29 protein-coding genes are annotated in these 24,670 nt (G+C 65.3%); 18 read left to right on the top strand and 11 right to left on the bottom strand.

The annotated features are described in order from the left end of the window. The first annotated feature begins 52 nt into the window (after positions 1–52). Positions 53–1,012, top strand: coding sequence for an isocitrate lyase/PEP mutase family protein (locus tag HWV23_RS05480; RefSeq protein WP_178289417.1), 960 nt, complete (start codon positions 53–55; stop codon positions 1,010–1,012). 10 nt (positions 1,013–1,022) lie between these two features. On the opposite strand, the gene HWV23_RS05475 is transcribed toward HWV23_RS05480, so the two are convergent. The 7 genes from HWV23_RS05475 to HWV23_RS05445 form a co-directional block, all read right to left on the bottom strand. Further along, positions 1,023–2,102 carry an ATP-NAD kinase family protein gene (locus HWV23_RS05475; RefSeq protein ID WP_178289416.1) on the bottom strand — a complete coding sequence of 360 codons (1,080 nt, stop codon included), beginning with the start codon at positions 2,100–2,102 and terminating at the stop codon, positions 1,023–1,025. A gap of 262 nt (positions 2,103–2,364) precedes the next feature. Further along, entirely contained in the window at positions 2,365–3,051 is a 687-nt protein-coding gene (locus HWV23_RS05470; RefSeq protein ID WP_178289415.1) for a competence/damage-inducible protein A, read from the bottom strand. Positions 3,052–3,116: 65 nt separating this feature from the next. Beyond that, positions 3,117–3,941 (bottom strand): DUF5803 family protein, encoded by an 825-nt coding sequence (locus HWV23_RS05465; RefSeq protein WP_178289414.1) that lies wholly within the window; start codon positions 3,939–3,941, stop codon positions 3,117–3,119. A 6-nt stretch (positions 3,942–3,947) separates the two neighbouring features. Beyond that, on the bottom strand, positions 3,948–4,622 hold the full coding sequence (locus tag HWV23_RS05460; protein WP_178289413.1) for a DUF2110 family protein: 675 nt from the start codon (positions 4,620–4,622) through the stop codon (positions 3,948–3,950). Continuing rightward, a complete protein-coding gene (tfe, locus tag HWV23_RS05455; RefSeq protein WP_178289412.1) occupies positions 4,622–5,149 on the bottom strand; it encodes a transcription factor E in 528 nt (175 codons plus the stop codon). Before tfe ends, HWV23_RS05460 begins: the two co-directional genes overlap by 1 nt. Positions 5,150–5,265: 116 nt before the next feature. Continuing rightward, complete coding sequence (locus HWV23_RS05450; protein ID WP_178289411.1) at positions 5,266–5,808, bottom strand: tRNA (cytidine(56)-2'-O)-methyltransferase; 543 nt, start codon at positions 5,806–5,808, stop codon at positions 5,266–5,268. Positions 5,809–5,832: 24 nt separating this feature from the next. After that, positions 5,833–8,229: a PAS domain S-box protein gene (locus HWV23_RS05445; RefSeq protein ID WP_178289410.1), complete on the bottom strand. Its 2,397-nt coding sequence runs from the start codon at positions 8,227–8,229 to the stop codon at positions 5,833–5,835. A 121-nt stretch (positions 8,230–8,350) separates the two neighbouring features. Between HWV23_RS05445 and HWV23_RS05440 the strand changes: the two genes are divergently transcribed. Beyond that, complete coding sequence (locus HWV23_RS05440; protein WP_178289409.1) at positions 8,351–9,289, top strand: NAD-dependent epimerase/dehydratase family protein; 939 nt, start codon at positions 8,351–8,353, stop codon at positions 9,287–9,289. Here HWV23_RS05440 and HWV23_RS05435 read toward each other — a convergent pair. Then, positions 9,281–9,607 (bottom strand): BsuPI-related putative proteinase inhibitor, encoded by a 327-nt coding sequence (locus tag HWV23_RS05435; protein ID WP_178289408.1) that lies wholly within the window; start codon positions 9,605–9,607, stop codon positions 9,281–9,283. The two genes, HWV23_RS05440 and HWV23_RS05435, sit on opposite strands and share 9 nt — an antisense overlap. A gap of 79 nt (positions 9,608–9,686) precedes the next feature. Here HWV23_RS05435 and HWV23_RS05430 point away from each other — a divergent pair, with 79 nt between their 5' ends. The 5 genes from HWV23_RS05430 (at position 9,687) to HWV23_RS05410 (ending at position 14,012) form a co-directional block, all read left to right on the top strand. Further along, the gene (locus tag HWV23_RS05430) at positions 9,687–10,457 is read left to right on the top strand and encodes a DUF2797 domain-containing protein (protein WP_178289407.1); all 771 of its coding nucleotides are present in this window, start codon (positions 9,687–9,689) and stop codon (positions 10,455–10,457) included. A gap of 54 nt (positions 10,458–10,511) precedes the next feature. Next, positions 10,512–11,510, top strand: a complete 999-nt coding sequence (locus HWV23_RS05425; RefSeq protein WP_178289406.1) for a DUF7490 domain-containing protein — start codon at positions 10,512–10,514, stop codon at positions 11,508–11,510. Next, entirely contained in the window at positions 11,507–11,827 is a 321-nt protein-coding gene (locus tag HWV23_RS05420; RefSeq protein ID WP_178289405.1) for a DUF8060 family membrane protein, read from the top strand. Before HWV23_RS05425 ends, HWV23_RS05420 begins: the two co-directional genes overlap by 4 nt. A 47-nt stretch (positions 11,828–11,874) precedes the next feature. Continuing rightward, a complete protein-coding gene (locus tag HWV23_RS05415; protein ID WP_178289404.1) occupies positions 11,875–12,291 on the top strand; it encodes a hypothetical protein in 417 nt (138 codons plus the stop codon). 137 nt (positions 12,292–12,428) lie between these two features. Further along, positions 12,429–14,012, top strand: coding sequence for a bacterio-opsin activator domain-containing protein (locus HWV23_RS05410; protein WP_178289403.1), 1,584 nt, complete (start codon positions 12,429–12,431; stop codon positions 14,010–14,012). 253 nt (positions 14,013–14,265) lie between these two features. Here the strand turns inward: HWV23_RS05410 and HWV23_RS05405 are convergent, their stop codons facing one another. The 3 genes from HWV23_RS05405 to HWV23_RS05395 all read right to left on the bottom strand — a co-directional run bounded on the left by HWV23_RS05405 (position 14,266) and on the right by HWV23_RS05395 (position 16,748). After that, entirely contained in the window at positions 14,266–15,414 is a 1,149-nt protein-coding gene (locus HWV23_RS05405) for a pyridoxal phosphate-dependent aminotransferase (protein ID WP_178289402.1), read from the bottom strand. Further along, positions 15,411–15,821 (bottom strand): 6,7-dimethyl-8-ribityllumazine synthase, encoded by a 411-nt coding sequence (ribH, locus tag HWV23_RS05400; RefSeq protein ID WP_178289401.1) that lies wholly within the window; start codon positions 15,819–15,821, stop codon positions 15,411–15,413. The genes HWV23_RS05405 and ribH overlap by 4 nt, the downstream gene beginning before the upstream one ends. Before the next feature lie 195 nt (positions 15,822–16,016). Then, positions 16,017–16,748, bottom strand: a complete 732-nt coding sequence (locus HWV23_RS05395) for a GNAT family N-acetyltransferase (protein WP_178289400.1) — start codon at positions 16,746–16,748, stop codon at positions 16,017–16,019. Between the two features lie 116 nt (positions 16,749–16,864). Between HWV23_RS05395 and HWV23_RS05390 the strand changes: the two genes are divergently transcribed. The 11 genes from HWV23_RS05390 (at position 16,865) to nuoK (ending at position 24,669) form a co-directional block, all read left to right on the top strand. After that, positions 16,865–18,019: a 5-(carboxyamino)imidazole ribonucleotide synthase gene (locus HWV23_RS05390; protein ID WP_178289399.1), complete on the top strand. Its 1,155-nt coding sequence runs from the start codon at positions 16,865–16,867 to the stop codon at positions 18,017–18,019. A gap of 49 nt (positions 18,020–18,068) precedes the next feature. After that, a complete protein-coding gene (gene purE / locus HWV23_RS05385; RefSeq protein ID WP_178289398.1) occupies positions 18,069–18,692 on the top strand; it encodes a 5-(carboxyamino)imidazole ribonucleotide mutase in 624 nt (207 codons plus the stop codon). A 146-nt stretch (positions 18,693–18,838) separates the two neighbouring features. Next, entirely contained in the window at positions 18,839–19,243 is a 405-nt protein-coding gene (locus HWV23_RS05380) for an NADH-quinone oxidoreductase subunit A (RefSeq protein WP_178289397.1), read from the top strand. After that, complete coding sequence (locus tag HWV23_RS05375) at positions 19,240–19,926, top strand: NADH-quinone oxidoreductase subunit B (RefSeq protein WP_178289396.1); 687 nt, start codon at positions 19,240–19,242, stop codon at positions 19,924–19,926. The genes HWV23_RS05380 and HWV23_RS05375 overlap by 4 nt, the downstream gene beginning before the upstream one ends. 79 nt (positions 19,927–20,005) lie before the next feature. Continuing rightward, positions 20,006–21,691 (top strand): NADH-quinone oxidoreductase subunit D, encoded by a 1,686-nt coding sequence (locus tag HWV23_RS05370; protein WP_178289395.1) that lies wholly within the window; start codon positions 20,006–20,008, stop codon positions 21,689–21,691. Next, on the top strand, positions 21,691–22,740 hold the full coding sequence (locus HWV23_RS05365) for a complex I subunit 1/NuoH family protein (RefSeq protein ID WP_178289394.1): 1,050 nt from the start codon (positions 21,691–21,693) through the stop codon (positions 22,738–22,740). Before HWV23_RS05370 ends, HWV23_RS05365 begins: the two co-directional genes overlap by 1 nt. A 2-nt stretch (positions 22,741–22,742) precedes the next feature. Next, positions 22,743–23,204 carry a NuoI/complex I 23 kDa subunit family protein gene (locus HWV23_RS05360; RefSeq protein ID WP_178289393.1) on the top strand — a complete coding sequence of 154 codons (462 nt, stop codon included), beginning with the start codon at positions 22,743–22,745 and terminating at the stop codon, positions 23,202–23,204. Positions 23,205–23,486: 282 nt separating this feature from the next. Next, positions 23,487–23,693, top strand: coding sequence for a DUF8149 family protein (locus HWV23_RS05355; RefSeq protein WP_178289392.1), 207 nt, complete (start codon positions 23,487–23,489; stop codon positions 23,691–23,693). 90 nt (positions 23,694–23,783) lie between these two features. Further along, positions 23,784–24,065 (top strand): NADH-quinone oxidoreductase subunit J, encoded by a 282-nt coding sequence (locus HWV23_RS05350; protein ID WP_178289391.1) that lies wholly within the window; start codon positions 23,784–23,786, stop codon positions 24,063–24,065. Beyond that, positions 24,062–24,355 carry a hypothetical protein gene (locus HWV23_RS05345; RefSeq protein WP_178289390.1) on the top strand — a complete coding sequence of 98 codons (294 nt, stop codon included), beginning with the start codon at positions 24,062–24,064 and terminating at the stop codon, positions 24,353–24,355. Before HWV23_RS05350 ends, HWV23_RS05345 begins: the two co-directional genes overlap by 4 nt. Then, positions 24,355–24,669, top strand: coding sequence for an NADH-quinone oxidoreductase subunit NuoK (gene nuoK / locus HWV23_RS05340; RefSeq protein WP_178289389.1), 315 nt, complete (start codon positions 24,355–24,357; stop codon positions 24,667–24,669). The genes HWV23_RS05345 and nuoK overlap by 1 nt, the downstream gene beginning before the upstream one ends. Position 24,670: the final 1 nt, after the last annotated feature.

Here is a 24,670-nt window from a genome sequence, read left to right as displayed (position 1 = left end):
GTCCCCGTCGGTATCGACGGTGCCAACCGACACTCGGTCAGCGAGTCGAACCATGTCTAACGGTACGCAAACCTACGGTGGGGAACTCCGGGAGCGACTCCAGCAGGACGAACTGCTGGTCTGTCCCGGCGTTCACGACCCACTGACGGCGGCCATCGCGGACCACGTCGGCTTCGATGCGATGTATATGACGGGGTACGGAACCTCCATCTCGAAGGTCGGCTATCCGGACGCCGGATTCATCACGATGCCGGAGATGATAGCCAATGCCGAAAATATTCAAGAGCGGGTCGACGTGCCGCTCGTCGCCGATGCCGACAACGGATACGGTAACGCGACGAACGTCATCCGGACGGTCCGCGAATACGTCAAGGCCGGCGTCGCAGCCATCCACATCGAGGACCAGACGTTCCCGAAACGCTGCGGCCACACGAAGGGCCGGCAGGTCATCCTGAAGGACGAAGCGGTCGGGAAGATAGCCGCCGCCGCCGACGTTCGCGACGACCGGGCCGAAGACTTCGTCATCATCGCCCGGACCGACGCGCGGGGCACCGGGGGCGGGTCACTCGATGAAGCTATCGACCGGGCCAACGCGTTCCTTGATGTCGGCGCCGATGTCGCGTTCGTCGAAGGCCCGACCGATACGGACGAACTCCAGCGCATCGGCCGCGAAGTGGATGGGCCGATCCTCTACAACTTCGTCGGCGATATCGGAACCTCGCCGTACGTGCCGCTGGAGTCGCTCGACGAGTGGGGCTTCGACCTCGTGTTGTTCCCGATCGTCTCGACGCTGTCGACGATAGCCAACGTCCACGCGGACCTCGCGGCGTTCGCCGAGGACCCGGTCGACGCGATGCGAAGCGTCGACGATGATTTCGCCGCCGAACCGGTCGGTAGCCTCCACGAGTTCTCGGGATTCCCCGAGATCGTCGAGTGGGAGGAAGCGTACCTCCCGGAGGAGGAACAGGACAAGTACACGGGGTCACTCGGTGACGAACTGACCGATACGTGAGGGGGCGGCGCTAAACCACTTTCAGAAGCCGCCGCTCGAACTTTCCGACCCGCACCCGCTGCCAGCCGCGCAGTTCCTCGTCGAGTTCGGGGTCGCCGGTGTCGACGCGGAGGACACCGATGTCATCGAGTTTCTGCTTGGAGGCGATGACTTCGACCTCCGATTGCCGAATCACGTCGGGTGAAATCTGGTCGTTGCCGCGACCGAAGATGAACCCCTGCCCGCCGATGGGCGAGACGACGATGACGTTGCGCTCGCCGAGGTTCGCGAGGATATCCGATTCGCCCGCGTCGCGAGCCAGCACCTCGTGGTCCCGCCAGACGTCGACGCCGAGCGGCGACCCGTTGAAGCCGAGTTCGGTCTTGACGGCGTCGACGGTCGACCCCGGCCCGAGGATGTAGGTGCCGCCTTCGTCACCGATGTCGCCGGCGACGGCCTCGGCCAGCGCCTCGATGGTGCCGCCGCCGATCTGTTTGGAGGACTGGATTTCGTCGCCCACGGGGACTTCGGCGAGGGCCTTGAGTTCGGTCGTCACGTCGCCGCCGCGGTAGGCGTCCTCGTCGATGTCGTTCACCTCGCGGGTCTCCGTGCGGTCGAAGGTGGCGGCGATGCGGCCGGCTGCACGGGGCGTGACGGCGAAAACCGACGAGTAGACCTTGACACCGCCGGGAACGCCGAGGATGGGCGTGTCGTCGTCGAGTTCGTCCAGCGTCTCGGCGACGTCGACGGCGGTGCCGTCGCCGCCGACGAAGAGGATGAGGTCGACGTCCTCTTCGACCAGTCGCCGGACCGCCTCGCTGGTGTCGGCGGAGGCGGTGTCCTTCTCGTCGCCGCCCTCTGGATGGCCGACGACGGTGGGTGAGAAGCCGGCGGCGACGGCCTCGTCTTCGCCCATCACGCCGCCGTAGGTGTATATCTCGACCTCAGTGGGCTGTTCGCGGAGGTGTTCGAGCGCCTGCTGGCCACGGGAGGGCGCGCGGGGTTCGGCGCCGCGGCGGCGGGCCTCCTCGACCTTGTTGTCGGTGCCTTTCAGTCCGACGCGGCCGCCCATGCCGGCGATTGGGTTGACGACCAGCCCGATTCGTCGCATACCGGATGGCGGGCCGCCGGAGCCAAAAACTGCGTGGTTACACGGGTGAACGATTGGTTGCCGGCGGCGACCCGCTGAGGCGGCGGGAAGCGAATCGATTAAGGGACGGCCCGAAAAAGGGGCGCGTATGAACCTTCCACTGCAGGCGTTTCAGGACGCTCCGGGCATCATCGACGCGTCGGGGTGGGCCGTACTGATTGCCAGCCTCGTCGTCACCGTCGGCTGGCTCTGGTATCTCTACCGATAGAACCGCTCGCGCCTTCTACAGTACATCCGCGTTCTCGTGGAGCCACGCGGCCGCCTCGTCGACTGCATCCTCGTCGGGACTCTGGATTTTCACCCGGACGTGGTCGCCGGGATAACTGCCGACGGTCACGTCGAAGCGTTCCTGTAGTTCCTCGAAGCGACTGATAAGCGCGCTTTCGGGTTCGTCCACGACGACGAAGGCGACGTGTCGCGTCTCGCCCTCGAAGTCGTCTTCGACCCGTTCGAACATCGCCTTCATCTCCTCGGGAACGCCCGGGAGGACGTAGACGTTCTCGATAACACAGCCGGGGGCGACGCCCTCGGTGTTGTGTAGCGGGCGGGCGCCGACCGGCAGTTCGGCGGTGCCCTCGGCGAGGTCCTCGTGTTGGTAGCCCCCTTCGGTGGCAAGCCATTCGAGGGCCGTCTCGTTGGTCTCGACCTCGCGGCCGACGGCGGCGGCGACGCCCTCGATGGTCCGGTCGTCGTGGGTCGGGCCGAGGCCGCCGGTCGTGATGACGGCGTCGTATTCGGCGGCGTACTCGTTGACGACGCGGGCGATGTCGGCCTCGCGGTCGGGGACGGTCGTCGCCCGCTCGACGTCCGCGCCGCGTTCGGTCAGGCACTCGCCCAGCCACGCGGCGTTCGTGTTGACGGTATCCCCCGAGAGCAACTCGTCGCCGACGGATACCAGCGCGACGTTCATACTCGCGGTTGTAGTGCCAGCGGGTAAACGGCTCCGACTCCGGTGTCAGTGGGGGACCGCGGTGATTATCTCATCCCGGGCGGCGGGCCGTCGCGGTCATCGTCGTCGTAGTCGATGCCGATGCCCTCCTCCTCGCGGCGGTCCTTGGCCCGCTGAATCTGGAGGTAATAATAGACGGCGCCGACGATGCCGACCGCCGTCGCGATGGCGGTGAGGCCGCCGAACAGCCAGATGTCACGGTCCAGATACCACCGCAGGATGAGGACCGAACTGTCGAGGTCCTCCCAGACGAAATGGACGCGGTCGCCGATTTCCTGTCGGTCATCACTGCCGGGTCGGACCTGCGAGAGCAGCGGAATCGAGGCGTCGGTGTTCGGCGGTAGCGCGACCTCGTAGCTGCCTTCGACCGGCGTTTCGAGTGCGACCTGCTTGCCGTTCTTCGGCGTCGTGAAGGCGAGTTTCCCCTCGTCGTGAGGCAGGTGGACGATGGCGCGCTGCCGCGTGGAATCGACGGCCAGTTCGTCGGTCTGCTCGGTGGTGCCGTTGGGGTAGACGCGCGTCTGGTTGCCGTCGACGTATTTGACGACGGTGCCGTTCGGATAGCGGAACTGGAGGGCGTGGAGTTCCAGCGGCCGCTCGATGGCGAAAGCGTCGGTCCGGTAGAGTTCGATAGTGCCGTTGTCGCCGGTCGTCTTCGCCGAGACGTTGTAGACCGCGGTGTAGTTGTTGCGGTTGATTTCGATGTAGGCGTCCCGGTCGGTATCGAAGGTGTAGTCGGCCTCCTCGGAGAGCGCCTCGGGGTCCTCGACGTCGGGGCCGAGAATCGTCGAACAGCCCGCGAGCGCGAGCATTGCTACGAGCGCGACGGCGGCGAGCAGGCGGCGGTTCATGAGGTATCAGGGAACGACAGCGAGGAGTTCGGCCTGGAGGTGCGGTCCGATGTCCGAGAGGAGGCCCGGTGCGTCGGTCTCCTCACGGCAGACGATACTCTGTTCGAGCAGTCCGAGCCGCTCGACGGTGACGATGTCGTGGGGATGGCCCGACCGGTTGACCGTCGCGCGAACCTCGGCGCGGGTCGCGCTGTTGACGTTGACGCGGCCGGTGCCACGGGTCCACTCGTAGAGGCGGTCCCGTTCTTCGTCGGCCAGACGCGCGGGTTCGCCCTCGTCGCCCTCCACGAATCGAAGGGGCATGTGCTGGACGAGGCCGAACCGCTTGCGAATCTGGGAGGGCGACCCCTGCCCGAGCCCGAATTCGTCGCTCGGAATCCGGACCGACGTACCGGCATCGAGGACGAAGCCGTCGTCGTCCCACGAATCGAGCGTGCCGACGTAGGTTTCGCCGGCCTCGCGGTGGGGGGTGATAGCGCCCCATTCCTCGGTCAGGAGGCTTCGGGCGGCGGGGGCGTCCTCGCCGGTCAGCGTCACCGACGGGAAGCCATCGTCCCTGAGGCCGAGGGTAAATTCGGCCTCCAGGTCCGCGAGGTCGTTGGCGACGAGCGATTCCAGCGAATCGAGGGCCCGGTCGCGGGCCTCACCCTTGACGTAGACCTTGGTTGCGAGGATGACCATTAGCGCTCGCCGTCCTCGACGTGCAGTGCGTCACGGAGCTTTTCGATGCGCTCGTTCATCGCATCGATGAGTCGTTCGTTGTCCATCGTTTCCAGCGGGCCGCCGCATTCGGGGCATTCGAAGCCGAACTCCATCGCCTCGCCGAACTCGAAGCGGACCTGACAGTTGTTACAGAGGTAGAACTCGTTTTCCCGCTCGTACTGGCGGCGCTCTTCGAGGGCCTCCAGCAGGCGTTCCATCTCCTCTTCGAGTTGTTCGGGGATGTTCTCGTACTGGAAGGTCCACAGATAGGTGAGCCAGCCCGAATCCTCGTCGCGGAGGCGCCGATAGGAAGCGAGGTCGTTCTCGTAGAGAATGAACAGCGCCCGGCGAACGTCGTTGAGCTCTAACCCGAGTTCCTCCGCGAGTTCCTCGTCGGTGACCTCACCGTCCGGCGGGGCCGCCGCGACCGGCATCCCCGAGGGGCCGACGAGCTCGTGGAGGTACTTCTGAATCACCGGGTCGTTCAGCAGTTCCTCAAAAGCCATTGTGTTAAATTGCGCCAGCGAGTCGTTTAAAAGCTCCGAAAGGCCTGTTATTCATCGCGCGCGGGACCGACGGCCCCGCGCTACTCCTTTCCGAGGGTTCGCTACGCTCACCCTCGCTACTCCTCGTCGACGGGTTCGACCTGCTTGCCCGTCTCCTTCGGTACGACGGTCCGGTCGGCGTCTTCCCATTCGCGGTCGAGTTCCCGGCCCTCGAAGAGGCGGTCGAGGAAGACGGCCAGTCCCGCTACCTCCGAGTGTGGCTGGTTCGTCACGCCGACGTTGTAGTCGGCGGCCTCGTAGACGTCGAACGGCACTTTTTCGGCACCGACGACGACCAAAAGCGGCCCCTCGCGGTGGTCCTCGCGAATGTCGCTTTCGACGTCCTGTACCGGCAGGCCGTACATCGTGAGGTGGATGACCGCGCCGTCCCAGTTTCGGAGCAACTGGCGGTGGCTGTCGGTCAACTCCACCTCGAAGGGGCCGCCGAACCGGCCGGTGATGTCCTCGATTGTCCCCTTCGGGTTCGAGGCCTCGCCCGCGATGACCACCCGGTCCGCGCCGAGGGCCCGTGCCGTGAGGCCGACGTGGGTCGTCATCCGGTTGTCCCGGCCGGGCCGATGGCCGAGCCGGAGGACGACGACCTCGGGTTCGTTCTGCATACCGGCCTCTTGCGCGCCCGTTCGTTAGGGGGTTTCGTTTGTCGGATGGGGTGTGACGGCTTTGACACCCCGGATTTCGAAGCGGGCACCGCCGGACTCGCTTTCGGTCACGTCGATGGTCCAACCCTGTGCCTCGACGATTTTCTGGACGATACTGAGGCCGAACCCGTTGCCGTCCGCGGCCGTGGTGTAGCCCGCCTCGAAGATATCGTCGCGTTCCTCGGGCGGAATGCCGGGGCCGTCGTCCTCGATATAAAAGCCGTCGTCGAGGTCGCCGACCCGAATCGTGACGTCGTCGCCGCCGTGTTCGACGGTGTCCTCCTGAGCCTGTGAAGGAGGGCTTGTCGAGCCGTGCTCGACGGCGTTCCGAAAGAGGTTCTCGAAGAGCTGTGCCAGTCGGTTCTCGTCGGCCCAGACGGCGTTCGTCAGGTCCGATTCCAGCGTGGCCCCGTCCGTCTCGACGTTCCCCCAGCAGGTTTCGGCGTGTCCGGCAAGGTCGACGCAGTCCGGATCGTCGACGACTTCGCCGGCGCGGGCCAACTCCAGCAGGTCGTCGATGAGCGCCTCCATCCGGTCGAGGGCGTCGCGTGCGGCCGTCACGTTCTCGTCAGCCTCGTCCTCGTCGCTCTCGGCGTCCATGAGTTCGAGGCGACCCTTGGCGACGGTCAGCGGGTTCCGGAGGTCGTGGCTGACGACGCCCGCGAACTCGTCGAGCCGTTCGTTCTGCCGTTCGAGTTCGCGCCGTCGCGCCTCGAGATCGCGTTGCTGTTCGATGCGGTCCAGCGCGGCTTCGAGGTTCGTCGTCAGCAACTTCGCCAGCGACTCGGCCTGTTCGTCGAAGGCGGCCTCCTCGGTCGCACCGATCATGAAGACGCCGTGATTGCCGAGCGGCAGGACCATCTCGCTGCGAACCGGCGTCTCCGGGTTGGAGCGTTCCGGTACCTGACTCACGTCGTCGTATATCTTCGGCTCGCCGGTCTCGAAGACTATCCAGCCGATTCCGTCTTCCGGCCCCATCGGGCCCATGTCGCCGAACAGTTCCTCGGCCTCGGGCGTCGAGACCACCGGGCGTAGCGCGTTCTCGGTGCTGTCGTAGAGGGCGACCGTATTGAGCGACAACTCGAGCAGGTCGCGCGCGGCCGACGTGGCCACCTCGGCGGCTTCGGTCTTCGTTTCGGCCCGGAAGAGCCGCCGGGTCGTTTCGTGGAGTTCGACGACCCGGCGTTCGTGGTTCTTCAGTTGGGTGATGTCCCGCCCCTCGGGGACGAGCAGCGTCACCTCGCCGTCCTCGTCGGTTACCGGCCGGACCGAGAAGTCGATGATGACGGTACCGTCCGCGCCCTGAACCTCCAGTTCTTCACGGGCGAACTCGCCGTCGGCAGCCTGCTTGACGGCTTCCTTCGCCCGCTCGCGGACGTCCTCGGAGACCCGAAACCAGTAGGCGTCCCAGACCTTCTCGCCGATGACGTCATCGCGGGTGATACCGCCGAACGCCAGCGCGGTGTCGTTGGCTTCCAGCAGCGTCCCGTCCGGCGACAGCAGGCCGGTGAACTGGTAGGTCTGGTTGAAAATCGCCTCGAAGCGCCGCTGGCGCTCCTTTCGGTCGGTGATATCGCGGGCGAGCCCCGAAACGGCGTAGAGGTCGCCGTCCCGGTAGACCGGCTGGCCCTTGACCCAGACCCATCGACCGAATCCCTCCTCGGCGTTGACCCGGATTTCGATGTCGATGGGTTCACCGTTCGAGAGCTGGTCCATCGCCGCCCGCGTTCGTTGTCTGTCGTCGGGGTGGACCGTTTCGAGGACGGCCTCCGGTTCGGCTTCGAGCCGTTCTATTGGCTGGCCGTGAATCTCCTCGTAGGCGGAGTTGATATAGAGGAGTTCCGACCAGTCGGCCCGGAACATCCAGAGGGCCTCCTCGGCGCTCTCGACGAGTTCGTTGCTCGCTTCGAGGTTCTGCCGCAGATGCCGGTTGTACCGGCTCCGGGCGTGGCTGACACCGGTGACGAACCCGAACAGCCCGCCGAGATTGCCGAAGAAGACGAAATCGTCCCACAGCGAGGTAATCGGCGCCCCGGAAAGCAGCGGCGAGAGGTTCGCCCACGTCAGCAACACGCTGAGGAATACGATACCCGAAACGTAGCCGCCGAGGACGCTCCACCACATCTCTTGAGGGAGTTCCGACCGCCGCAGGTAGTAGGCGCCCGCCAGCACGACCACCGCGAGACCGACGTGCATGAACCCCTCGAAGAGGACCTCGTAAATCGGTACAGCACCGCCGACCCCCGCCATCGCTGCGGCGCCGGTCGCGGCGTACGTCGCCGCGACGGCGTAGAGAACGTAGTCGGGGCGGACGGGCCCTGACTGGCGGTCCGGACGTGTATGGTCCGGACCCCGCTTCGTTCCGCGTCCCCCCTTTCCCATAGCCGAACAATATCACGCGGCGACATAAATTCTCTCGACGCTTCGAGGCCTGAACTGCCGACTCGTCCGCATCTCTCGCCGTGTCGAAACCCACTTGCCGCCCCCGGACGCATCGCCGGTAATGAACCTCGACGGCAAACGTATCTGCCTCACTGGCGGGGCGGGCTTCGTCGGCTCGCATCTCGCCGACCGCCTCGCACCCGACAACGACCTCACCGTCGTCGACACGTTCGACAACGGCCGCCGCGAATGGCTCCCCGACGGCGTCGATATCGTCGAAGGCGACATCCGCGAAGACACGGTCATCGGCGAGGCCATCACTCCCGAAACGGACCTCGTCTTCCATCTGGCGGCCGACAAGGACCCCAGCCGCGACGAGGTCGGGCAGTTTCGCGAGAACAACGCGCTGACCGAATCCGTCGTCGAACGCTGTCGCGAGGCCGACGTCCGGAACATCGCCTTTACCTCCTCGTCGGTCGTCTACGGCGAGGCCCCACGGCCGACGCCCGAGGATTACGCGCCGCTGGAGCCCATCAGCATCTACGGCGCCTCGAAACTCGGCGAGGAGTCGCTGCTGTCGGTCCACGCCCACAGCCACGACTTCACCGTCTGGAACTTCCGGTTCGCCAACATCGTCGGCCGACGCCTCCAGTTGGGCGCCGTGATTCCGGATTTCATCCGGAAGCTTCGCGAGGACCCCTCGGAGTTAGAAATCCTCGGCGACGGTCGACAGGAGAAATCGTACATGCACGTCTCCGACTGCGTCGAGGCGATGTGCTACGTCGTCGAACACGCCGATGCGCCCGTGAACACCTACAACCTCGGCACCCGGACGACCACCTCCGTCAGAACCATCGCCGATATCGTCGCCGACGAGATGGGACTCGACCCCGACTATTCCTTTACCGGCGGTGACCGTGGCTGGGTCGGCGACGTGCCGCGGATGCGACTCTCCATCGAGAAACTCGCCGCGCTCGGCTGGGAACCCGACGACTCCTCGGACGACGCCGTCCGACAGGCGACGCGGGAACTGCTGGAACAGGACTTCAGTTCAGACTGAAAAGGGCGTCCGCGCCGCGACATCCCGCTCGACGACCCGCAGCATCACCTCGGCAGTGTAATCGCCGGGAGTGGGGTCCGGCCACACCTCCTCGAAGGTCGCCGTCTCGCCGGGCTGGAGTTCCGCGGTGGTCAGCGTCTGTGCGAACGCCCGGTCGTCGCTGTATCGCCACACCTCCGCGCCGTCCTCGTAGACGGCGAAATCGGCCTTGCAGGCGTCCCGGAAGGTCAGTTCGACGGGCGTATCCCCGCCGTTGGCGACCGTAAACCGAAACGAGACGCCGTCGCCGACGGTGACCTCCAGCGACGATTCGAGCATACCTCCCGTTCGGCGTCCCGGTTTAAATGAGTACGCCGGGGAAGCAAAGCCTAAAGCCGTTCTTCGAGTAGGGACAGGCGTGCAAGTCGTCGGCTACGAGACGGGCGAACGCGCCGGGGCGTCGGAAGCCGCGCTGCTCGTCGCCCGGGAGGGCGCCGTCGACCGCGAACCGCTACCGGCGGGCCGGACGCTGGATTTCACGCTCGGCGAGCGGCGGTGTGCGGGCGCCCTCGACGGCACGGAGCATATCGCCTGCGACGAACCGGCGGCACCCTACTGTGAGGCCCACGACTCGACGTGGGTCTGTGCCCGATGTACCGGCGACTGTCTGAAGGCCGAGATGGACTGCTACCAGCAGCACGCCGTCTATTTCGCGGCGTTCGCGCCGGATACGTTCAAGGTCGGCGTGACGAAACTGCCCCGCCTGCGGACCCGGTTCCGCGAGCAGGGCGCCGACCGCGGGGTACACGTCTATACGGTCGAGAACGGCCGCATCGCGCGGGAAATCGAGGCCGAACTCGCCGCCGAAATTCCGGTTCCTGATGCGGTTCGCGTGCCGCGTAAAATCCAGGGAATGGGCCGCACGGTCGATGAAGCCGCATGGAACCGGCTGCTTTCGGAGTTCGATATCAAAGAGACCTATTCGTTCGACTACGGTTTCGACCTCGATGCCGCGCCGGTCGCCGAGACGCTGGCCTCCGGCACCGTCGTCGGGACGAAAGGCCGAATCCTCGTCCTCGAACGCGGCGGCGGCCGATTCGCCGTCGACATGCGCGATCTGGTCGGCTACGAACTGGAGGCGGGTGCGTCCTCCCGGGAACTGCAATCGAGCCTCGGCGCGTTCGGTTAATTCGTTGCTTGTCTCACCACAAGAGGTTTATCGCCGTCTGCGTCACGTTATGCCATGCGACTCGAAGCCCTCCTGGCGAGTGCCGCCGTCGTCGTCCTGCTTGCGACGGTCGGCGTCGCGGCGCTCGTCTCCGGGTTCGTTGCGGACCCGGGACCCGACGAACCGCCCGCCCGCCTCGACGTGGCCGAAACGACGCTTGCCGCCGGCGAGGTGACCGGCGAGACGGCCACGCTCGATGTCACGACCTACGTCAGCCATCGCGGCGGCCCCGCCGAGAACGTGACGGTGGTCGTCCGCGCGACGGACGCCGAAAGCGGCCTCGTCGCCGACACGACGAGCCGCGAACTCGGCGACGTCCGGAACGACGGGGAGCGCGAAGTATCGCTTTCGGTAACCGTGCCCCGGGAAGGCGGCTACGAGGTGTCGACGATACTCTACGTCGACGGCCAGCGGGTCGATACGGCCACGGCGTCGGTTTCGGGGGTCGATGCCCTGAAACCGCCCCGCGTCCGCACGTCGGTCGCGTTCCACGACTTCCCCGACCGGCCCTCGGTCGAATATCGCATCGCGTCGACCGACGGGGACCGGGTGACCCTCGACGTGACGAGTTACCTGACAAACGGCGGCGACGACCCCGAATCCGGGCTTCGCCTCGTCGTCACGGCCCGCCACGCCGACGCCTACGTCGTGGCGGACCGCACGGAGACGTCCGTCGGAACGGTCGACCCCGGACTGACCGTCTCGCCCGAGGTGCAGGTCTCCGTGCCCGACGACAACAACTACTACCTCGACGTGACGCTGTGGCGGGACGGCGTCGTCCTCGAATCCACCCGGGCCGCCGCGAACCTCGACCCACAGGAGACGATTTCGGTCAACGAGACGCGCCGCGAGGTCGAGTTCGAGGCCGGCGACTTCGAGACGGGCGACGGGTCCGGCGGCCGACCGCCTCGCGAAACCGAGGCGGGCGCCCAGAACCAGCCCGGGTTCGGCGTCGGCGTCGCGCTCGTGGCCCTCTGTGGGTCGCTGCTCGCCGTCCGGAGGTGGTCGGCATGAGCGACGTCGAGGGCGCCGACGAGGCGGACCACGAGACCACCGCTGAGGCCTCGCCCGAGGAGACGACCGACTCACAGCCCGGCCCCGATATCGACGTCGATGCCGTCGTCGGCTACCTCATGTGGGGGGCGCTCATCGGTCTCGGCATCCTCGCCGCCGTCGCGACGGCCGGGCTGTACGGGAGCCTCTCGGCGATTATCGACGTCTGGGTCGCGAATCGGTACCAGCCGTTCGCGCGGTCGGCACTCAACTTCGCGGTGCTGTGTGTCGCCGCCGCCGGTATCGTCGTGATAGCGCGGCGATTGCGGCGCTCATAGGTCGCGAGACCTATGGACTTTTCTGCCGGGAGCCGAAAGGAGGGGGTATGACGGATAACGAAGATGCCCCCGACGAGGGCGAGGAAGGCGGCGAGGAGAAATCGTTCCGCGAGCGCGTCGAGGAGATTCGACAGCAGCGCGCGGAAGAGCGCGAAGGCGAGGGTGAGGGCGAGGGTCTGAGCCGCGAGGAGAAGATGGAAGAGATGATGGGCGGCGGTGGCCCCGGCGGCGCGCCCGGCGGTATGGGCGGCGGTGGCGGCAGCCCCTTCGCACAGATGATGGGCGGCATGATGGGCGGCGGCGGTCCCGGCGGTGCGGGCGGCGCACTCGGCGGCGGCCCCGGTGGCGCCCCCAGCGAAGGCGAGGACAACGAGGAACTCGTCCGCGAGGTCCGCAAGGTTCGAGACGAACTCCACGACCTCCGCCGCGAGGTCCAGCGCATCGCCGACGCGCTCGAAGACTAAACGCCGACAGCCGTTCTTCGCTTTTCCGTGCGTTTTCCCGATAGCCGTCAGCGCCGGCTCCCGCCGATACGAATCGACACACACCGGTATCCCTCCATTTATTTATCGCCGCTATCAGTCTAAGGCAAGTGGGGATAATGGCGGAGATCGACCTGGACGAGTTGACGGCGACGCTGCTGGAATCGGTGCCCGATATGGCGTATATCGTGGACGCCGACGCGCGACTGGCGTGGTGGAACGACCGGGTTCGTGAGGTGACGGGCTACGCCGCCGACGAACTCGCCGGTCGGGACGTCTTCGAGTTGATCGCGCCGGACCAGCGGGAGGACCTCGCGGCGTCCTTCGGGGCCGTGGGGACGTTCGAACCGACCGAAACCCGGGAGTTCGACGTCCTCACCGCCGACGGGGAGCGAATCCCCCACGAGTTCAACGGCACGACCCTGACCTCCAACGGCGAGACGTACGTGGTCGGTATCGCTCGTGACGTCTCCGACCGCCGCGAGCGCGAGACGGCCATCCGCCGCCAGCGCGACGAACTCGAAACGCTGAACCGCATCAGCGAGACGGTCCACGAGGTCATTCAGGCGGTCGTCGACGCGGCGACCCGCGCGGAGATCGAGGACGCCGTCTGCGAGCGACTGGCGGCATCGGAACTGTATCGGTCGGTATGGATCGCCCGCGATGGACCGGGGGATGTCGCCAAACCGGACACCGGCGTCGGCACTATCGAGGACTTCCTCGAAGTGGTAGACGAAATCAACACCCTCGATTGGGACCGCCCGGCGCAGGTCGCCATCGAGACGGGCGAGGCACAGGTCGTCCAGCGAATCTCCGAAGCAGACATCCCGGAGACGGCCCGGACCGCGGCGGCCCGGATGAACATCGAATCGGGGACCGCGGTCCCCATCGTCCACCAGTCGACCGTGCTGGGCGTTCTCTGTGTCTACTCGTCGCGGCCGGAGGCCTTCAGCGACCGTGAACAGGCCGCCTTCCGGCGGCTCGGCGAGGTCATCGGCTTCGCTATCAACGCGGTCCAGACCGAACGGCTACTGATGTCCGATACGGCGATGGAACTCACCCTCCGGGTTTCGGGGTCGGACGCGTTCCTCGCGCGGGTCTCGGAGGAGTCCGACGGGCCCTGCCAACAGGAGTGGTCGACGCCGATGAGCGCCGGCCGCTACCGCCATTACGTTACGGTTTCGGGTATCGACCCCGAACGCGTCGAGGCCATCGCAGAGGGCGTCCCGACCGTCGAGTCGATAGACCATGTCGGCGGTACGGACGGCGACCACGTCTTCACCGTCGTGACGACGGATTCGCTCGTCCAGCGATTCGTCGAAAACGGCGCCTCCCCCGCCTCGCTCGTCGCGCGGGACGGTGAGACGACCATCGTGGCCGAACTCCCGAGCGACGCCGACCCCCGCCCCATCGTCGAGGCGGCGAAGGACCTCTACGGTGCGGAACTGGTCTCGAAACGCGAGGTCGAACGGTCGGTTCGGACCGCCGAGGAGTTCTACGATACGGTCGCCGACTGCCTGACCGAGCGCCAGCAGGCCGCCCTCAGACACGCCAGTCTGGGCGGGTATTTCGCCTGGCCGCGGGACGCGACCGCCGAGGAAATCGCCGAGGTGATGGGCATCAGTTCAGCCACCTTCCACTACCACATCCGGCGGGCCCAGCAGGCGCTCGTGGAGGCATATTTCCAGCATCTAGATGGCTAGAGCAACCCTTGATGTCGGTGTGGTATAAGGGATACAACGGAGACCCCTGATAGCCGTGGCCGATGCTTTCGGGCCGCTGTGGTCCCGTCCGTTTCGGTCCATGAATGGGTCTTCTGACCGGCCGTCGCAGGCCTCGAAGCGGGGCCGACGGCCCGGTAGCAGGGGTGGGGATGCACCCGCAACACACCTTTCGGTCCTCGCGGCGCTTTCGGCCGCACGATATGGCTCCGCTCCAAAAAAGCGGTTCGGCCGGTTACAGATAGCCGGCGTCGGCGAGCCGTTCGACGCCTTCCTTGAGCCGTTCTTCGCTGGCCGCATAGGAGAGCCGCGCGTAGCCCGGCGTCCCGAAGGCACTGCCCGGCACCGTCGCGACGTGGGCGTCCTCGAGGGCCCCTTTACACCATGCTTGGTCGTCGTCGTCGACGGGCAGCATCATGTAGAAGGCGCCGTCGGGGTTCGGGACGTCCTTGCCGTGTTCGGCGAAGAGGTCCACGAGCATATCGCGGCGCTCGGCGAAGGCCGCGCGCATCTCCTCGACGGCCTCGTCGGTGTTTTCCAGCGCCTCGACGCCCGCGTACTGGACGAAGTGGGCGGCCGACGACACCGAATGAGAGTGGAGCTTGCCTGCTTGGTCGATGAGCGACTGGGGCGCGGCGACGTAGCCGAGCCGCCAGCCGGTCATCGAGTAGGCCTTCGAGAAGCCGTTGATGGTGACCGTCCGGCCGTCCATCCCCTCCAGCGAGCCCAGCGAGGTCTGTTCGACGCCGTAGGTGATGGCGTCGTATATCTCGTCGGAGATGACGGTGATGTCGTGTTCGACCGCGAGGTCACGCACGCCCTCCAGCGCCTCGTCGGTGAAGACGGCGCCCGAGGGGTTCGACGGGGAGTTGATGACGAGCAGTTCCGTCTCGTCCGAAACCGTCGCTGCGAGGTCGTCCAGCGCGGGTTCGAGCTGGAAGTCGTGGGCCGAGAGGTCGACACGCGAGAGATCGCCGCCGGCCATCTTCGCCATCGCCTCGTAGCTGACCCATGCGGGGTCCAGCAGAACCACTTCATCGCCGCCGTCGATGAGCGTCTGGAACGTCTCGTAGAGGGCCTGCTTGGCCCCCGGCGTGACGATAATCTCGTCCGTCGTGTACTCGAGGCCGTCACTGTCGAGTTTCTCGACGATGGCCTCCTTCAGCGGCGGAATGCCGTTCGACGGCGGGTAGCCCGTGTGGCCGTCGTCGATGGCCTGCTTGCCCGCCGCCGAGATGTTCTCCGGCGTCGGGAAGTCCGGTTCGCCGACCGAGAGGTCGACGACGTCGACACCGTCTGCTTCCAGTTCCGATGCGAGGTTGCTTATCGCCAGCGTCGCGCTCGGTTCGACCCGTTCGACGCGGTCTGCGAAATCCATAGTCATTGTAGTTCCTCGGCGAGTTCAATAGCGCTCTCGACGGTGGTCGCACCGTAGTCGATGCGTTCCTCGGCTTCGGCCTGACTCATCCCGGGGCCGATGACGCCGAAGGCCACGGGCGTATCCCGCTCCAGCGAGACATCGGTCAGCCCCTGTGCCGCGGCGTCGGCGATGACCTGGTCGTGGTCGGTGTCGCCGGTGATAATCGCCCCGAGGACGGCCACGGCGTCGATATCGTCGCGCCGCGCCAGCCGGTCCGCGGCCAGCGGCGTGTCGTACGCCCCCGGGACCTCGATGGTCTCGACGATGTCGGCGCCGGCGTCGGCGGCCGCCTCCCGTCCACACTCTTCCATCTCGTGGGTAATCGGCCGCTCTTTGTTGAACTGCGCGACCACCAGCCCGAGCGCTACCATACCCGACGGTGGGCGACGGCCGGTAAAAGAAGTGCCGGAACAACCCCACTTTTTGCACGGAGCGCCTGTGACGCTCCGGCAAAAACATGGGAAAATATGCGCGCTACCGGACTTCGAGCGCCTCCGGCGCGCTCGCGGATGCTACTCGACCGTTCCTGTTTCGTTGAGCTATAAAAATGGGGCCTCTAAGTGGCCTCAATTCATCCGGTAGGCCATCATCACTTCGTCGACGAACTCGCCGTCGATTCGGTAGTGGTTTCGGCGGATGGCCTCGGTGTCCCAGCCGTGGTCTTCGAGGAATTCGATGCCGGGGATGTTGGTCGACGGCACGCTGTTGTACACCTTGTGGAAGTCCTCCTTTTTCGCCCACGACATCGCCCGCTGGAGAAGGTGGCTGCCGATATCCTCGCCGCGGTATTCCTCGAGGATACCGAGGGTCAGTTCCGCGGTGTGGGCGAGTTTTTCGAGTTGCGGGCGCTCGACGCCACACCCCCCGACGACCTCGTCATCGATGGTCGCGACGAAGAAGCGCCGGTCCTCGAGGTCCCCACGCATCAGCGCGCTGTCGGCGGCCAACTCCCGCGCGACGTCCTCGGCGACGATGTAGCGTTTCTCGCCCGCGATCTGTTTCATTACGCCGATGATGCCGGAAATGTCCTCCTGACGCGCCGGTCGAATGGTTACCTCGGTGCCGTCGAGGTGATGTGTCTCCTCGATGCCGGCATCCATGGCGGGACGGAGTGTTCCGCCGTCTTCCTCCAGCAAGCCGTCGCGTTTCATGACCGCGATCAACTGCTGGTAGCGGTCAGGGTCGGTCAGCAGGTTCGCGTCGACCAACTCCTCGAAGGTCGCCTCCCCGTGCTCGTCGACGAACTCGTAGATTCGCTCGCGGTCCCGCGTCTCGAAGGTCGGTCGCTGTTCGGTCATGGCTCCCCTGACGTTTGGTCGCCAACGGCTTGAAACTTGGTGGTTGTTGACGTACAACACGAAGAGCACGTCTATGAATAGAAACCTTATCGGGAGGGGAGGAAGGAACCACGCACATGGAACACAGTACGCCAGCGGCGACGCTCGGTGTCGTCGGCGGCGGCCAGTTGGGACGGATGATGGGCGAGGCCGCGGGCCCCCTCGGCGTGGAGTTGGTCGTTTCGGACCCGACGCCCGACTGCCCGGCGGCGCCGGTCGTCCGCGACCAAATCGTCGGTGACTTCGACGACTACGACGCGATTCGGGAGTTGGCCGAACGGGTCGACGTCCTCACCTTCGAAATCGAACTCGCGGACCCCGACGAGATGGAGCGGGTCAGCGAGGAGACGGACACGCCGGTCCATCCCGACCCCGACACCCTCCGGACGATTCAGGACAAACTCGTCCAGAACCGGGCGCTCGACGACGCCGGGATTCCGCTGCCCGAATACCGACAGGTCGACGGCGAGGACGACCTCCTCGCGGCGGGCGAGGAACTGGACTGGCCCCTGATGCTCAAGGCCCGCGAGGGCGGCTACGACGGCCGCGGAAACCTGCCCGTCGAGGGGCCGGACGAGGCCGAGGACGCGCTTGCGGCGGTCGGCGGGGCGGCCCTCGCCGAGGAACTGGTCGATTTCGAACGCGAGTTGGCCGTCATGGGCGTCCGCGGCGACGACGAGGTTCGTGCGTATCCGGTCACCGAGACGATTCACGAGGAGGAAATCCTCCGAGAAACGGCCTGTCCTGCCCGCACCGATACGTCGGTTCGCTCGCGTGCGCGAGAGGTGGCCTTCGACGTCCTCGACGTGCTGGAGGGTCGCGGCGTCTACGGTATCGAGATGTTCGAAACCGAGGACGGCGAGATTCTGGTCAACGAGATCGCTCCCCGACCCCACAACTCCGGTCATTGGACCATCGAGGGTGCACTCACCTCCCAGTTCGAACAGCACGTTCGCGCGGTACTTGGATGGCCCCTCGGCGCCGCGGAACGCCGCTGTCCAACGGTGACGACGAACATCCTCGGGGACGTCGACGAATCCGAAATCGCCTCGCTGTCCGGGACCCAATCGGTGCTGGAAGCCCACGGCGCTGCCCTGCACTGGTACGGCAAGCGCGAGGTACGCCCGCTCCGGAAGATGGGCCACGTGACGCTAGTCGACGACGAGGCGGCCGACTGCGAGGGCCTGCTGGCCCGCGCTCGCGAGTTGCGCGATGGGTTGACCTTCGAATAGCGCTGTCGCAACCACAACGCCAAAGCGCCGGCCCTGCGGTATCCCCCATATGACCCGTTCCGAGGAGGTGCAGGACCTCATCGACCTGCTGGAGGCGGAGGCCGAAACCGACCGCGACCCCGAGGATACGCCGGACGTCGGCATCATCATGGGGTCGGATTCGGACCTCGACACCATGTACGGCGCCTACGAGGCGCTGACCGAACTCGGCTTCGAGGAGGTCACCGACTACGACGACCCACCCGAGAGCCGCTTTACCTTCGAAACCTTCGTCGTCTCGGCCCACCGGACGCCCGAACTCATGTACGTCTACGGCGAGACGGCCCGCGAGCGCGGTCTCGACGTCATCATCGCTGGCGCGGGCGGCAAGTCCGCCGACCTGCCGAATATGACGGCTTCTATCGCCTATCCGATTCCGGTGGTCGGTGTTCCCGTCCAAGAGAAATCGGTCGATTCGGTCATCGGGATGCCGACGGGTGCGCCAATCGTTGCCGTTGACGCTGGCAAGTCGTTCAACGCCGCGCTCTCGGCGACGCAGGTTCTCGCGCGCGCCCATCCCGAACTGGAAGAGCGTCTGGACGAGTACCACGATTCCCTGCAGGACGGCGTCGGCGAGGTATCGCGTGAACTCCACGAGAAGGGGACCGAGACGTTCCGCGCGAGTCGCGACTGAGATGTGGTCGGCGTCACCTTTTATAAACAGGCAAAACTGAGGCCGGCGAACGCCCGGGGAACCGCGCGATAGCACATAAGGGCGTCCCGCGGCGTAAATCAACTCTTATGTAGGGTTGCTTCTAACCGTCATACGATACAGACGCGATGAGCAATCCATGGATCGCTGTCGGTGCGCTGGCGCTGGTGGGGCTCGCGATTCCCCTCTCGATGATCGCAATCTCGAGTCTCCTCCGCCCCAGCGTTCCCGAGCAAGGTAAGCGTGCCATCTACGAGTCCGGTGAGGTACCGACGGGCTCGACGCGCATTCGGTTCAACATCCAGTACTACATGGTGGCGCTGCTGTTCGTCGTCTTCGACATCGAGACGGTGCTCATCTTCCCGTGGGCACTCATCTACAACGACGCAGTAGCCCAGCATGGTCTGAATTCGGTACTGGCGCCGATGCTCGTCTTCCTCGCAATCCTCATCATCGGACTCGGATGGGCGTGGCGCAACGGTGCCGTTCGCTGGGTCAAAAGCGAGCGTGCGGAAATCAAGAGTGAACTATGAGTAGCGAACAGGAAATCCACGACACAGTCTCGACGCAGGAAGCCCGGATGGGCGAAGGCGTCGACAGCCGGTTCAATTCGAAACTTCGCGAGGCGTTCGGCTCCTCGCCGTTCATCCTCACGAAGTTCGACAAGTTCATGAACTGGGTCCGGGGCTCGTCCATGTTCATGCTGCAGTTCGGTATTGCGTGCTGCAGCATCGAGATGATTCACACCTACGCCATCAAGCACGACGTCGACCGCTTCGGCGCGGGTGTGCCGCGGGCCTCGCCGCGACAGGCCGACGTCATCATCGTCCCGGGGACCATCGTCTCGAAGTTCGCCCCGCGGATGAAACGAGTCTACGACCAGATGGCCGAACCCAAGTTCGTCATCGGAATGGGTTCGTGTACCATCTCCGGCGGCCCCTTCCAGGAGGGCTACAACGTCATCAAGGGCGCCGAGGAGGTCATCCCGGTCGACATCCACGTGCCTGGCTGTCCGCCCCGTCCCGAGGCGCTGATCTACGGAATCGCCAAACTGCAGGAGCGCGTCGCCAACGGCGAGACGTCGCCGGTGACGGTCAAGCCCTACGAACTCGAGGAGTTCGGCGACCTCGACTCGGACGAACTCGTACAGCATCTCGCAGACGAAATCGACGAGGAAGACCTCGTCATGCGCTACAACTGGGCTAACTCGCCATGAGTACGATAAGACGTTCCTGCTCGCTTCGCTGCGCGGGCTGCGACTCATCTACTCATGCTCGACACCGGGGGTGTCTCGCATGAGCATCGAGAAGAAACGCCCCGACGAACCCGAACTCGGGGTTACGGACGATGGCGAGGTCGACTACGCGGAACTGGAAGCCCTGCTCGGTGACACGGTCATCGACCGCGAGGAGCACGTCAACGCGCCCGCCTTCGTCGTTCGACCCGACGAGGTACAGGACGCACTCTTCACGCTCCGCGACGAGGCAGGCTTCGATTACCTCTCGTGTGTCACCGCCCAGGAGTACGACGACCGCTACGAATCGATTTACCACCTGAAGAAGTACGACAACCCGGCCCACGAGGTCGGCGTCGTCGTCCCCACCTCCCACGACGAGCCCGTCTCGGAATCCGGCGAAGCCGTCTACCGGACCGCCGACTGGCACGAGCGTGAGGCCTACGACCTCGTCGGCATCGAGTACGACGACCACCCCGACCTGCGCCGGATCCTCCTGCCGGAGACGTGGCAGGGCCACCCCCTCGGGAAGGACTACAACCCCGAGAAACCGCAGGTCGTCCCGTTCCGTGAGAACGCCAACCCGCTCGAAGAGGACCAGCGCGGCGGTGGCGACGAGTCCGACACGATGTTCATCAACGTCGGCCCGCACCACCCGGCGACCCACGGCGTGCTCCACGTCGAGACGGTGCTGGACGGCGAGCAGATCGTCGACGTCGAACCCGACATCGGCTACCTGCACCGCTGTGAGGAGCAGATGTGCCAGCAGGGAACCTATCGGCACCAGATTATGCCGTACCCGGACCGCTGGGACTACGTCTCGGCCGGCATCCTCAACGAGTGGGCCTACGCCCGCGCGGCCGAGGACATGGCGGACATCGAGGTACCCGAGTACGCACAGGTCATCCGCACCATGTCCGCGGAACTGTGCCGTATCGCGAGCCACATGCTCGCGCTCGGTACCTTCTGTCTGGACGTCTTCGGCGACTTCACCGCGACCTTCCAGTACGCGTTCCGCGACCGTGAAGTCGTTCAGGACATCCTCGAAGACCTCACCGGCCAGCGGCTGATGTTCAACTACCTCCGCCTCGGCGGGGTCGCCTGGGACATTCCGGAACCCCGCGAGGACTTCTTCGAGAAGACCCGCGACTTCCTCGACGACCTGCCGGAGAAGATGAAGGAGTACCACAACCTGGTCACCTCCAACGAGATCTTCCAGGTCCGGTGTGTCAACACCGGCGAGCTTCCGCCGGAAGTCGCCAAGCAGTACGGCGCCACGGGTCCGGTCGCCCGCGGTTCGGGCATCGACATCGACCTGCGCCGTGACGACCCCTACGGCTACTACGACGAACTCGATTGGGACGTCGTCACCGAGGACGGCTGTGACAACTACAGCCGCGTCCTCGTCCGTCTACGCGAGGTCGAGGAATCCGCGAAAATCATCGAGCAGTGTGTCGACCTGCTCGAAGAGTGGCCGGAAGACGAGCGGAACATTCAGGCCAACGTCCCGCGGACGCTCAAGCCCGACCCCGATACCGAAATCTACCGCGGCGTCGAGGCCGCCAAGGGCGAACTCGGCATCTACATGCGCTCGGACGGCACCGACAAACCCGCCCGGTTCAAGATTCGCAGCCCGTGCTTCTGTAACCTGCACACGCTGCGTGAGATGTCCGAAGGCGAGTACATCCCCGACCTCATCGCGTCGCTCGGCAGCCTCGACATCGTCCTCGGGGAGGTGGACCGCTGATGCTGCAGACGGCACCGCTTCCCGAGACCATCGCCGACCTGCTGGGTCTCGGCGGGACGCTCGGCGAGTTCGTCGCGGCCATCATCGGTGCGGCGCTCGTCGGCACGCTCATGCTGACGATGACCGCTATCGCCGGACCGTGGGCCAAACGGAAGATCACCGCCGCCTTCACCGACCGCTATGCGGTCAATCGTCACGGCCCTGCCGGGTTGCTCATTATCGTGGCCGACGCCCTCCGCCTGCTGTCGAAGGAACTCATCGTTCCCGAAGGTGTCGACCGTCCCGCGTGGGACATCGCACCGCTGCTTCTGGCGTGGTCCGCGCTGCTCGGCTTCGCCGTCATCCCGATGGGCAACGGCATTCATCTGGCCGACCCCGAAACCGGCCTGGTGTACGTCTTCGCCGTCGCCTCCATCGCCTCCCTGGCGCTGGTGATGGCCGGCTACGCATCGAACAACAAGTTCTCGTTCCTCGGCGGCCTGCGCGCGGTGGCCCAGAACCTCGCCTACGAGATTCCGCTCGTGCTCATCGCCGCCTCCGTGGTGCTGTTCGCCGGCTCGCTCCAGATGAGCGAAATCGTCGCCGCACAGGCCGAGACGCTCGTCTCGGTCGGCGGCGTCGCGATTCCGTCCTGGTATGCCTTCGTCAACCCGTTCGCGTTCGTGCTGTTCATGATCGCGAACCTGATGGAAGTCGGTCGTAACCCCTTCGACATCCCGGAGGCGCCGACCGAAATCGTCGCCGGCTACCAGACCGAGTATTCGAGCGTCTACTTCGTGCTCGTCTACCTCGGGGAGTTCATCCACATCTTCCTCGGCGGGGCCATCATCACGACCCTCTTCCTCGGGGGTCCGGCCGGTCCCGTCCTGCCCGGCATCCTCTGGTTCATCATCAAGATCTGGGCCGTCTTCCTGTTCACGCAGTGGGCGCGGTCGGCGCTGCCCCGCCTGCGTATCGACCAACTCATCGAAATCGGCTGGAAGGGGATGTTGGTCCTCGCACTCGCGAACCTCATCCTCACCGCCGTTATCGTTGGGGTGATCGCCTAACCATGATCGGAATGCTCAAATCGATGGCAACGACGATGAAACACGCCCTCGACGGTGAGAAGTTCACCGTCCAGTACCCCGAGGAGACGCCCGACGTCTCCCCGCGGTTCCGCGGCGTCCACAAGTTCAGCCAGGAGCGTTGTATCTGGTGCCGACAGTGTGAGAACGTCTGTCCGAACGACACCATCCAGATTATCACGGACGAACAGCGCAACGGCGAGGAGTACAACCTCCACATCGGCCAGTGTATCTACTGCCGACTCTGCGAGGAGGTCTGTCCCGTCGACGCCATCCTCCTGACCCAGAACTTCGAGTTCACCGCCGACACGAAGGACGAACTCGCCTACAACAAGGAACAGCTCAAGAACGTTCCCTGGTTCAAGGACATCGACCCCCTCGCCTCCCGCGAACCCGACCGCGGCGCGTGGATCGACGAAGGCGAAGGCGAAGTGGACTACCAATAGAACCTTTTTGCACGGCGCGCTTCGCGCGCCGGCAAAAACGTTCATGAAAAAGACACGGCGGGCCTCCCTACGGTCGGCCCTTGGTCCCGTGCCTCACTTCGTTCGGCGCGGCGGAACCGCTCGCGCCCTTCGGGCGCTCGCGGATGCTTCTCCTATCTCTATTTAAATGGCTGAAACACCGTGGATAGTCGTGCTTCCGACATCTGCGTTCCTGACTTCGAGTCCGTGCCTGTCGCGTTCGGAACCGCGCCGGTTTTTAGGGCTGCAGGCGTCCCAACGGGTATGAGCGACGAGGAACTCCCCGAGGTGCCCGTGGTCTGTTCGGCGTGTGATACCCGAACGCGCGTGCCGTTCGAGGACGTCGAGGATGCGGTCGCGCGCCACAACGAACAACTCCACGATGGCGAGGAGATTGCCGAAGTCGACCCCGCCGTGCTCGACCAGCTCGCGGATTTCGTCGCCGAAGACATGGGACTGCTCGACGAATAGGCCGATTCGGCTCCGAATCGGCCCCGATTGCCCCCGGTTTTCGACTACATAAGGAAATCTTCAAAGGGTACCCCGCTTCAGGGGTAAACAATGGCTGTAGTACCGCTTGAGACACTGGCGTTCCTCCTGTTCGCTCTGGTGACGGTCGGAGCGAGCTTGGGCGTCGTGTTGGTCCGTGACGTGTGGCATTCGGCGCTGCTTTTGGGTGCAGCGTTGCTGTCCGTCGCGGTCCACTACGTGATGTTAAGCGCCGAGTTCCTGGCGGCGATGCAGGTACTCGTGTATGTCGGTGGGGTGCTCGTCCTGATCACCTTCGCCGTCATGTTAGTCCGCCGGGATGAAGACGTCGACACCGAGGAGGTGACGGCATGACGACGCGTCCCCGCCTCCATACGGAAACGAGCAAGGTGGCCGGAATCCTGGCGGTGGCGTTGTTCGGCTTCCTCGCCGCCGTCTTCCTCACCGCCGGCTTCGGGTCGCCGGCCGGCTTCGGGGATGGGTCGGTGACGAGGTCCCTCGCCTACACGATGTTCGACCTTCCCGGGGGCGACATCGCCGGTGAAGGCTTCCTCGTGTCCTTCATCACCATTGCCGTCGTCCTCGACGCCGCGCTGGACGGCGCCGTCATGCTCGCCGAGCGGGACGAGGAGGGTGGTTCCTGATGGTGCTCGAAACCGTTCCCGTCGAGTACTACCTCGTTCTGTCGGCGGCCGTCTTCTGTACCGGCCTCTTCGGCATCCTGACGCGCAAGAACGCGCTGATGTTCTTGATGAGCGTCGAGTTGATGCTGAACGCAGCGAACATCAACCTCGTCGCGTTCTCGTTTTACTGGGGAGAGGTGACCGGTCAGACCTTCGCGCTGTTCACGATGGCGCTTGCCGCCGCGGAGGTCGCCATCGGTATCGGCATCATCCTCGTCCTCTACCGTAACTTCGAGGACGTAGACGTAACCGAGGCAACGACTCTGAAGTGGTAAT

This window comes from Natronomonas halophila (assembly GCF_013391085.1).
GTDB lineage: Archaea > Halobacteriota > Halobacteria > Halobacteriales > Haloarculaceae > Natronomonas > Natronomonas halophila.
The sequence above is the reverse complement of the archived record's forward strand: the minus strand, read 5'-3'. Positions and strand labels throughout refer to the sequence as shown.

Excerpts from the sequence above, each read along its gene's own strand:
- HWV23_RS05480 (WP_178289417.1), top strand. The coding sequence starts at position 53 with ATGTCTAACGGTACGCAAACCTACGGTGGGGAACTCCGGGAGCGACTC.
- HWV23_RS05475 (WP_178289416.1), bottom strand. The coding sequence starts at position 2,102 with ATGCGACGAATCGGGCTGGTCGTCAACCCAATCGCCGGCATGGGCGGC.
- HWV23_RS05470 (WP_178289415.1), bottom strand. The coding sequence starts at position 3,051 with ATGAACGTCGCGCTGGTATCCGTCGGCGACGAGTTGCTCTCGGGGGAT.
- HWV23_RS05465 (WP_178289414.1), bottom strand. The coding sequence starts at position 3,941 with ATGAACCGCCGCCTGCTCGCCGCCGTCGCGCTCGTAGCAATGCTCGCG.
- HWV23_RS05460 (WP_178289413.1), bottom strand. The coding sequence starts at position 4,622 with ATGGTCATCCTCGCAACCAAGGTCTACGTCAAGGGTGAGGCCCGCGAC.
- tfe (WP_178289412.1), bottom strand. The coding sequence starts at position 5,149 with ATGGCTTTTGAGGAACTGCTGAACGACCCGGTGATTCAGAAGTACCTC.
- HWV23_RS05450 (WP_178289411.1), bottom strand. The coding sequence starts at position 5,808 with ATGCAGAACGAACCCGAGGTCGTCGTCCTCCGGCTCGGCCATCGGCCC.
- HWV23_RS05445 (WP_178289410.1), bottom strand. The coding sequence starts at position 8,229 with ATGGGAAAGGGGGGACGCGGAACGAAGCGGGGTCCGGACCATACACGT.
- HWV23_RS05440 (WP_178289409.1), top strand. The coding sequence starts at position 8,351 with ATGAACCTCGACGGCAAACGTATCTGCCTCACTGGCGGGGCGGGCTTC.
- HWV23_RS05435 (WP_178289408.1), bottom strand. The coding sequence starts at position 9,607 with ATGCTCGAATCGTCGCTGGAGGTCACCGTCGGCGACGGCGTCTCGTTT.
- HWV23_RS05425 (WP_178289406.1), top strand. The coding sequence starts at position 10,512 with ATGCGACTCGAAGCCCTCCTGGCGAGTGCCGCCGTCGTCGTCCTGCTT.
- HWV23_RS05420 (WP_178289405.1), top strand. The coding sequence starts at position 11,507 with ATGAGCGACGTCGAGGGCGCCGACGAGGCGGACCACGAGACCACCGCT.
- HWV23_RS05415 (WP_178289404.1), top strand. The coding sequence starts at position 11,875 with ATGACGGATAACGAAGATGCCCCCGACGAGGGCGAGGAAGGCGGCGAG.
- HWV23_RS05410 (WP_178289403.1), top strand. The coding sequence starts at position 12,429 with ATGGCGGAGATCGACCTGGACGAGTTGACGGCGACGCTGCTGGAATCG.
- HWV23_RS05405 (WP_178289402.1), bottom strand. The coding sequence starts at position 15,414 with ATGACTATGGATTTCGCAGACCGCGTCGAACGGGTCGAACCGAGCGCG.
- ribH (WP_178289401.1), bottom strand. The coding sequence starts at position 15,821 with ATGGTAGCGCTCGGGCTGGTGGTCGCGCAGTTCAACAAAGAGCGGCCG.
- HWV23_RS05395 (WP_178289400.1), bottom strand. The coding sequence starts at position 16,748 with ATGACCGAACAGCGACCGACCTTCGAGACGCGGGACCGCGAGCGAATC.
- HWV23_RS05390 (WP_178289399.1), top strand. The coding sequence starts at position 16,865 with ATGGAACACAGTACGCCAGCGGCGACGCTCGGTGTCGTCGGCGGCGGC.
- purE (WP_178289398.1), top strand. The coding sequence starts at position 18,069 with ATGACCCGTTCCGAGGAGGTGCAGGACCTCATCGACCTGCTGGAGGCG.
- HWV23_RS05380 (WP_178289397.1), top strand. The coding sequence starts at position 18,839 with ATGAGCAATCCATGGATCGCTGTCGGTGCGCTGGCGCTGGTGGGGCTC.
- HWV23_RS05375 (WP_178289396.1), top strand. The coding sequence starts at position 19,240 with ATGAGTAGCGAACAGGAAATCCACGACACAGTCTCGACGCAGGAAGCC.
- HWV23_RS05370 (WP_178289395.1), top strand. The coding sequence starts at position 20,006 with ATGAGCATCGAGAAGAAACGCCCCGACGAACCCGAACTCGGGGTTACG.
- HWV23_RS05365 (WP_178289394.1), top strand. The coding sequence starts at position 21,691 with ATGCTGCAGACGGCACCGCTTCCCGAGACCATCGCCGACCTGCTGGGT.
- HWV23_RS05360 (WP_178289393.1), top strand. The coding sequence starts at position 22,743 with ATGATCGGAATGCTCAAATCGATGGCAACGACGATGAAACACGCCCTC.
- HWV23_RS05355 (WP_178289392.1), top strand. The coding sequence starts at position 23,487 with ATGAGCGACGAGGAACTCCCCGAGGTGCCCGTGGTCTGTTCGGCGTGT.
- HWV23_RS05350 (WP_178289391.1), top strand. The coding sequence starts at position 23,784 with ATGGCTGTAGTACCGCTTGAGACACTGGCGTTCCTCCTGTTCGCTCTG.
- HWV23_RS05345 (WP_178289390.1), top strand. The coding sequence starts at position 24,062 with ATGACGACGCGTCCCCGCCTCCATACGGAAACGAGCAAGGTGGCCGGA.
- nuoK (WP_178289389.1), top strand. The coding sequence starts at position 24,355 with ATGGTGCTCGAAACCGTTCCCGTCGAGTACTACCTCGTTCTGTCGGCG.